This window comes from Bradyrhizobium sp. WSM4874, from assembly GCF_055811835.1.
In genome coordinates, this window is the sequence record NZ_JBVVPR010000028.1 from 93,462 (window position 1) to 101,444 (window position 7,983).

Sequence of the window (7,983 nt, forward strand, 5' to 3'; positions counted from 1 at the left end):
ATGGCCAGCTTCTTTACGACTCGCCTGTTCTTCATCTCGCTCGCGCTGGTCGTGATCGCGGCGACGCTGCCGCTCTACGTCTCCGGCTACGTGCTCGGGCTTCTCACCGTCGCCTTCTATTTCGGCGTGTTCGCAATGGCATGGGACCTGCTGTTCGGCTTCGCCGGCGAGGTCAATTTCGGGCCGACCTTCCTGATCGGCGTCGGCGCCTACACCGCCGGCATCCTCAATGCCCAGTTCGGCTGGTCGGTTTACGCCTGCATCGTGCTCGGCGCGCTCGCCTCCGTCATCGCCGGCCTCGTGCTGGCACTGCCGGCGCTCCGGGTGCGCGGACCGTATTTCGGCCTGACCACCCTGGTCGCGGTGCTGATGCTGCAGAATTTCATCGTGGTGTTTGCCGACCTCACCGGCGGCGAGATCGGCCTGACCATCCCCGACGTCATCTCCATCAACGCCGGTGTCAATTACTGGATCGCGCTCGGCTTCATGACGATCTCGGCGGCCATTCTTTATGGCCTGTCGCAATCGCCAATCGGGCTGGTGCTGCAAGCCAGCGGCCAGGATCCGGTGCAGGCCGGCGCGCTCGGGTTCAACATCGTCAAGCACAAGCTCGCCGCCTTCATCGTCAGCGCGTTCTTCTCGGGGCTATCAGGCGCGCTGCTGGTGTTCTATTTCGGCACCGCCTCGGTCGGCACCGTCGTCGACGTCGCAGTCGGCGTCAACGTGATCGTGTCGGCCGTGCTCGGCGGCCGGCGCACCGTGCTTGGCGCGGCGCTGGGCGCGATCTTCCTGATCGTCGCCGGCGAGTTCTTAAGGCCCACCGGCGAGCTCGCGACCTTCATCGTCTCCGCGGTCGCGCTCCTCGTCGTGTTGTTCTTCCCCGGCGGCTTCCTCGGAGCGGCCCTCTCGCGTGAGGCTCGCTCGTGATGGATATGCGATCTTCAAACAGGGCCGTGCTCGAAGTCCGCGGCCTGACCAAGCGCTTCGGCGGATTGACGGCAGTGAAGAACCTCGGCTTCGAGGTCAATAGCGGCGAGATCTTCGGCCTGATCGGGCCGAATGGCTCGGGCAAGTCGACCGCGATGAAGAGCGTGATGGGCATCGAGCGCCCGACATCAGGCGAGGTGATCTTCGAGGGCGAGGACGTCGCCGGCCTTCCCGCGCACAAGATCGCGCGCAAGGGCTTTGGCATGGTGTTCCAGCATTCGCGGCCGCTGAACCGGCAGACCGTGCTGGAGAACATCATGGTCGCGCTGCTGCCGGACAGCCTGTTCATGCTGTTTCCGGACAAGGCGCTGGTTGAGCGCGCCAAATGGATCGCCGACCGCGTCGGCCTCGGCAACGTGATGAACCGCCGCCCGCCGACGCTGCCCTTCGCCGACCTGCGCCGGCTCGAGCTCGCCAAGGCGATCGCGCGCGACCCAAAGGTGGTGCTGGTGGACGAGCCCTTTGCCGGGTTGACGCGGGCCGAGGTCGAAATCTTCTCCGACCTGATCCGCAGCTTTCGCGACGAAGGCCGCGCGGTGATGCTGGTCGACCACAACGTCAAGAGTGTCGCGGCGCTGGTCGACCGCGTGCTCGCGATGTATCTCGGCGAGGAGATCGTCACCGGCAAGGCCGAGGACGTCATGAAGAACGAGACGGTGCGGCGGGTCTATCTCGGCGGCGCCATCGAGACCCATGCGCGGCCCGAGACCAGCTTCAAGGACAAGGTGCCGCTGCTCCAGGTCGAAAATGTCAGTGTGTTCTACGGCAAGGCGCAGGCGCTGGAGAACGTCTCGATCCACGTCCATGAGGGCGAGTTCGTCTCGATCGTCGGCCTCAACGGCGCCGGCAAGACCACGCTGTTCAACACCATCTCCGGCTTCCTGCCTTATAGTGGCGAGATCGTGCGCAATGGCGAGAAGCTGCGCGGCACGACGCCGGCGAAGATCGCCCGCAGCGGCCTCGTGCAGTGCCCGGAATCGCGCGAGCTGTTCGGCGAGATGAGCGTGCGGGAAAACCTCGACCTCGGCGGGCAACATCTGGCCGACGACAAGCGCGCGGCACAACTCGCGTGGCTGTTCGAGCTGTTCCCGATCCTGAAAGAGCGTCAGGGCCAGATGGCGCAAACGCTCTCCGGCGGCGAGCAGCAGATGCTGGCGATCGGCCGTGCGCTGATGATGCAGCCGCAGATCCTGATCCTGGACGAACCGACGTTGGGCCTCGCCCCCGTCATCCTCGAACTCTTGTCCAAGGCCCTAACGAGGCTGCGGCAGACGACGTCGATCACGGTGCTGCTCGGCGAGCAGAACGTGACCTTCGCGCTTCCGCATGCCGACCGCGTCTATGTGCTCGAACATGCAAGGATCGTCTGGGAGGGCGATCCCGGCCGCTTCGCCGCGGAGGCTGGCGCCGATTTTCTCTAGTTCGCAAGCATCAACAAGAAACAAACGAAAGGGAAACGACCATGCGACCATCGACGAATCCGAGCAGCAGCTTTCTCCTCGCCTCCGCGCTCGCGTTGTGCCTTGCCGCTCCCGCCTACGCGCAATCTAAGGATCCGATCAAGATCGGCGTCATCGCTGAAGTGCAATCGATCGCCGGTGCCGCGACGCCCGGCGGCGCGCAGATCGCCGCCGACGAGATCAACGCCAAGGGCGGCATTCTCGGCCGCAAGGTCGAGATCGTGACCTACGACAACAAGAGCTCCTCGGCCGACTCGGTGCGTGCCTTCCAGCGCGCGGTGAGCGAGGACAAGGTCTCGGCCGTGATTGCGAGCTACATCAGCGAGGTCGTGCTGGCGCTCGAGCCCTGGGCGGCGCGGCTGAAGATGCCGCTGATCACCCCCGGTGCCGCCTCGAACGAGATCACCAAGGCGATCCATAACGACTACGAGAAGAACAAGTACACCTTTCACGGCTATCTGACCTCGGCAGCGCAAGCGCAGCTCGTCTGCGACGCCGCCAAGGACCTGCTGGTCGACAAGCTCAAGTTCAAGACGGTCGCGATCATGAGCGAGGACGCCGCCTGGACCAAGCCTCTCGACGTCGGCTACGAGGCCTGTCTTCCGAAAGCAGGCCTCAAGGTCGTCGAGCACGTGCGGTTCTCGCCCGATACCACCGACTTCACGCCGATCTTCAACAATATCGAAGCCAAGAAGCCGGACGTGATCGTCACCGGCATCTCGCATGTCGGCGTGCAGCCGACGGTGCAATGGAAGAACCAGCAAGTGCCGATCCCGATGTTCGGCATCAGCGCGCAGGCGCTGAGCCCGACCTTCTGGAAGGACACCAATGGCGCCGCCGACGGCGTCCCGTCGCTGGCGGTCGCAACGCCCGACGTCGCCGTGACCTCCAAGACGAAGCCGTTCGCGGCCGCCTTCAAAGCCAAGTTCGGCTCGCCGCCGGCCTATACCGGCTACACCGCCTACGACGAGGTCTACTTCATCACGGAGGCGATCACGCGCGCGGGCTCGACCGATCCCGACAAAATGGTCACTGAGCTCGAAAAGACCGACTACGAGGGCACGATCGGCCGCATCCAGTTCTACGGCAAGGACGACGAGTTCACCCACGGCATCAAGTCGGGTCCGACGACCGTATCCGGCCTGGTCTTCCAGTGGCAGGACTCCAAGCAGGTCGTGGTCTGGCCCGAGAAGATCGCGGAGGGCAAGCTGAAGTTTCCGAGCTTCGTGAAGCTGTCCCAGTAACGCGCCGGGCCGGCCACCGGGCTCGGTACCGAGCGCCCCATCACCCTTGCAAGGCCCGTCGCTTCAATCGCGACGGGCCTTCGTTGTGTGCAGAACGCAACCAGTGCGCTGGCATCGGTGGACCCATCCTGCGATCCTGCCGTTAACCTTCCATGCGTGGGCCGGAGCAGCCAGATGGACGACCGACCAAGACAACCCGATGGCCTGGTGCAGGACGACGGCTACGTTCGCGTGCGCGGCGCGCGTGAGCACAACCTCAGGAACATCGACGTCAGCATTCCACGCAACGCCCTCGTCGTGTTCACGGGCGTGTCGGGCTCCGGAAAATCGTCGCTCGCCTTTGGGACGATCTACGCCGAGGCGCAACGGCGATATCTGGAATCGGTGTCGCCCTACGCGCGGCGCCTCTTCCACCAGATGCAAATCCCGGAGGTCGACGACATCGAAGGGCTGCCGCCCGCCGTCGCGCTCCAGCAGCAGCGCGGCGCGCCGACGACGAGGTCGTCCGTCGGCAGCGTGACGACCATCTCGAACCTGCTCAGGATGCTCTATTCCCGTGCCGGCGATTACCCGCGCGGACAAAAGATGCTCTATGCGGAATCGTTCTCGCCCAACACGCCGGAAGGCGCGTGCCCGACCTGCCACGGTATCGGCAGGATGCTCGACGTCACCGAAAAATCCATGGTGCCCGACGACACCCTGACTATCCGCGAGCGCGCCGTCGCGGCCTGGCCGAGTGCCTGGCAGGGACAGAACCTCAGGGACATCCTGACCACGCTGGGCTACGACGTGGACAAGCCCTGGCGTGAGCTGCCCAGGAAGGACCGCGACTGGATCCTGTTCACGGAGGATCAGCCGACCGTTCCGGTCTATGCCGGTTACACGGCGGCCGAGGTCAAACGGGCCCTGCGCCGCAAGGAGGAGCCGAGCTATCAGGGCACGTTCACCGGCGCCAAACGCTACGTGATGCAAACCTACGCCAAGTCCGAGAGTGCGATGATGAAGCGCCGCGTCGCGCAATTCATGATCACCCAGGACTGCCCGACCTGCCACGGCACGCGATTGAAGCCGGAGGCGCTCAAGGTCAAGTTCGCCGGCCTTGATATCGCCGAGATGTCGCACCTGCCGCTCAAGCAGCTGCAGGAGATGATGAAGCCGTTCGCGAAGACTGCGACCGAGGGAGCATCGGAGAAAACCATCGTCGCCAGGCGGATCTGCGAGGATCTGTCGGCGCGACTGGCCGTCCTGCTCGATCTCGGCCTCGGCTATCTCGCCTGCGAACGCAGCACTCCGACGCTGTCGCCGGGCGAGTTGCAGCGGCTACGACTTGCGACACAGGTCCGCTCCAACCTGTTCGGCGTCGTCTACGTGCTCGACGAACCGTCGGCGGGTCTGCATCCCGCCGACACCGAGGCGCTGCTGCGGGCGCTGGACCGGCTCAAGCACGCGGGCAATTCGATCTTCGTGGTCGAGCACGAGATCGAGGTGATCAGGCATGCCGACTGGCTGGTCGACGTCGGGCCGGACGCCGGCGAAGGCGGCGGAAACATTCTCTATAGCGGGCCGCCCGCAGGGCTCGGGCAGGTCGCGCAATCGCGAACCGCCCATTATCTCGCGCATCCACGAAAGCCGCTGCCGACGCTCCGCCGCGAGCCGAAGGCGCATCTGAAAGTCCGGGGTGTGACCCGCAACAATCTTCGCGGCCTCGACGTCGATATCCCGCTCGGGGTTCTCGCCAGCGTGACCGGCGTGTCGGGCTCGGGCAAATCGAGCCTGATCAGCCAATTCCTCGTCGATGCCGTGGCCGACCATCTCGGCCATACACCGGCCGCGGAAGCGGACGACGACAGCCTGGCACCCACGGTCGAGACATTGGGTGGCAAGATTGTCGCCGGCCTCGACCAAATCGATCGCCTCGTTGTGGTGGATCAGAAGCCGATCGGCCGCACGCCGCGATCCAACCTTGCGACCTATACCGGCCTGTTCGACCACGTCCGGAAGCTGTTCGCCGCGACGCCGCAGGCAAAATCCCGCCGCTACGATGCCGGGCGCTTTTCCTTCAACGTCGCGAAAGGTCGATGCAGCACCTGCGAGGGCGAGGGATTTGTCTGCGTCGAGCTTTTGTTTCTGCCCAGCGTCTACGCACCCTGCCCGACCTGCAAGGGCGCGCGTTACAACGACAAGACGCTGGAGGTGAAGATCCGCGGAAAATCCATCGCGGATGTGCTGGCGATGCGCGTTGAGGAGGCCTTCGAATTCTTCCGCGAAGATTCAACACTGAACCGGTCGCTATCGGTCGTCCGCGAGGTCGGGCTCGGCTATATCCGCCTCGGCCAATCCGCCACCGAATTGTCGGGCGGGGAAGCCCAGCGCATCAAGCTCGCGACCGAACTCATGCGGCCGCAACGCGGTCACACACTCTATGTCCTGGACGAGCCGACCACGGGTCTTCATCCCAGGGATGTCGAGCGGCTGATCGCCCAGCTCGAACGTATCGTGGACGCCGGCAACAGCGTGGTCGTGGTCGAGCACGACATGGATGTCGTCTCTCATAGCGACTGGATCATCGACCTCGGTCCCGGCGCCGGCGACGAAGGCGGCCGTATCGTGGCGTCGGGGACGCCGCGAGAGGTCGCCGAAGCCGGCGGGAAGACCGCCAGCTATCTCGCCCGTCGCTTGAAACAGTAACGCGCGATCTCGTCGCCGCCCATTTCGCAATTGCGTTCTGCGACGCGGAGGCCGGCCCCCGACTTTCGCCATGTTGACTTTCCGGCGCCCCGCTCCCCATACTTCGAAAAAGAATAACAAGACCAAATCATAAGACGGTTTTTGAGGGAGGATAGAATGCCGACTTCACGCAGGCAGCTGCTGAAGAGCTCGGCGGCTGCGGCCGCCGCACTCAGCCTCGATTGGACACGGGCCCAGGCGCAAGCCGAGAATTTACGTATCGGCCTGATCTACGACCTCACCGGTCCGTTCGCCGCCGGCGGCTCGGTCGCCTCCTCGGTCGGTGCCCAGATCGCCATCGACCTCGTCAACGAAAAGGGCGGCATCGGCGGCAAGACCAAGATCGTGCCGGTCGCGGCGGACTCGCAGAGCAAGGCGGACGTGGCGATCAACGAGGCCGAGCGGCTGATCAGCCAGGAAAAGATCGACATCATCAACGGCGTCTATTCCAGCGCGCATGCGGTGCCGATGGCGGCGAAGGTCGAGCAGCAGAAGAAGATCCTCTGGATCACGACCGCGGTCTCGACCGCCGTGTTCAAGGACAAGAACCTGCAATACGTGTTTCGCGCGCAGATCCATTCCGATCAGTACGGCCAGGCCTTCGCGGGCTTTGTCGCCGAGCACGCGCAAGGCAAGCTCGGCATGGACCCGAAGGACGTCAAGGTTGCGCTCATCCACGAGGATGGCCCTTATGGCGTCGGCGTCGCGGCGGCCGACGAGGCCTATGCCAAGCAGGCGGGCATCCAGGTGGTGATGCGCGAAGGCTATTCGGCTTCCGCGCCCGATCTCTCGGTGCTCGTGACCAAGCTCAAGCGCGCCAAGGTCGATGTGATCTCGCATGCCGGCTACAACCCCGACATCACCCTGTTCCTGCGCCAGGCGCGTGAGAGCGGCTTGCGCTTCAAGATGCTGTTCGGCGCGGGCGCCGGCTACAGCCAGCTCGACAAGCTGCGCGCGACCTTCGGCCCCGACATCGACAATTTCTGCAACATCGATCCGGTGCCGGCGCAACTGCTCGATGCCGCCAAGCTTGCGCCTGGAATCGGCGACCTCACCAAGACCATGGTTTCGCGCTACCAGGCCAAGACCAGCGCCACCGACGTGCCGCCGCACTGCTCGATGGGCTTCAACCAGACCTGGATCTTGCTCAACAACGTGCTGCCGGTCGCCAAGGAGAAGTACGGCAGCTTCGAGCCCGAGGCCATTCGCAAGGCCGCGCTCGACGTCGACATCCCCGCCGGAGGCACCATCCAGGGCTATGGCGTGAAATTCTTCCCGCCGGGCACGCCGCTCTCCGGCCAGAACGAGCGCTCGACCCCGGTCGTGATGCAGAATGCCGGCGAGCACATCTCGGTGGTGTGGCCGACGAACATCCGGACGCAAGACCCCGTGTTTCCACTGCCGAAGGGGTCCACTTACGGGACGTAGGTTGAAGCCGCGCAGACGGTGCACCCTCTCCCCCTTGTGGGAGAGGGTGGCTCGCCCCTCAGCGGCGAGACGGGTGAGGGGTTGTCTCCGCGAATTCATACGACAGTTGGACTCGCAGAAAGAACCCCTCATCCGGC

5 protein-coding genes are annotated in these 7,983 nt (G+C 64.6%); all 5 read left to right on the forward strand.

The features are described from left to right. Entirely contained in the window at window positions 1-927 is a 927-nt protein-coding gene (locus tag AC0L3P_RS25920) for a branched-chain amino acid ABC transporter permease (protein WP_027570853.1), read from the forward strand. Continuing rightward, the gene (locus tag AC0L3P_RS25925) at window positions 927-2,408 is read left to right on the forward strand and encodes an ATP-binding cassette domain-containing protein (RefSeq protein WP_354201254.1); all 1,482 of its coding nucleotides are present in this window, start codon (window positions 927-929) and stop codon (window positions 2,406-2,408) included. Before AC0L3P_RS25920 ends, AC0L3P_RS25925 begins: the two co-directional genes overlap by 1 nt. Before the next feature lie 41 nt (window positions 2,409-2,449). Continuing rightward, complete coding sequence (locus AC0L3P_RS25930; RefSeq protein WP_473306213.1) at window positions 2,450-3,691, forward strand: ABC transporter substrate-binding protein; 1,242 nt, start codon at window positions 2,450-2,452, stop codon at window positions 3,689-3,691. A gap of 174 nt (window positions 3,692-3,865) precedes the next feature. Further along, window positions 3,866-6,379, forward strand: a complete 2,514-nt coding sequence (gene uvrA / locus AC0L3P_RS25935; protein WP_473306216.1) for an excinuclease ABC subunit UvrA — start codon at window positions 3,866-3,868, stop codon at window positions 6,377-6,379. 156 nt (window positions 6,380-6,535) lie between these two features. Beyond that, window positions 6,536-7,846, forward strand: coding sequence for an ABC transporter substrate-binding protein (locus tag AC0L3P_RS25940; RefSeq protein WP_354060746.1), 1,311 nt, complete (start codon window positions 6,536-6,538; stop codon window positions 7,844-7,846). The last annotated feature ends 137 nt before the right edge of the window (window positions 7,847-7,983 follow it).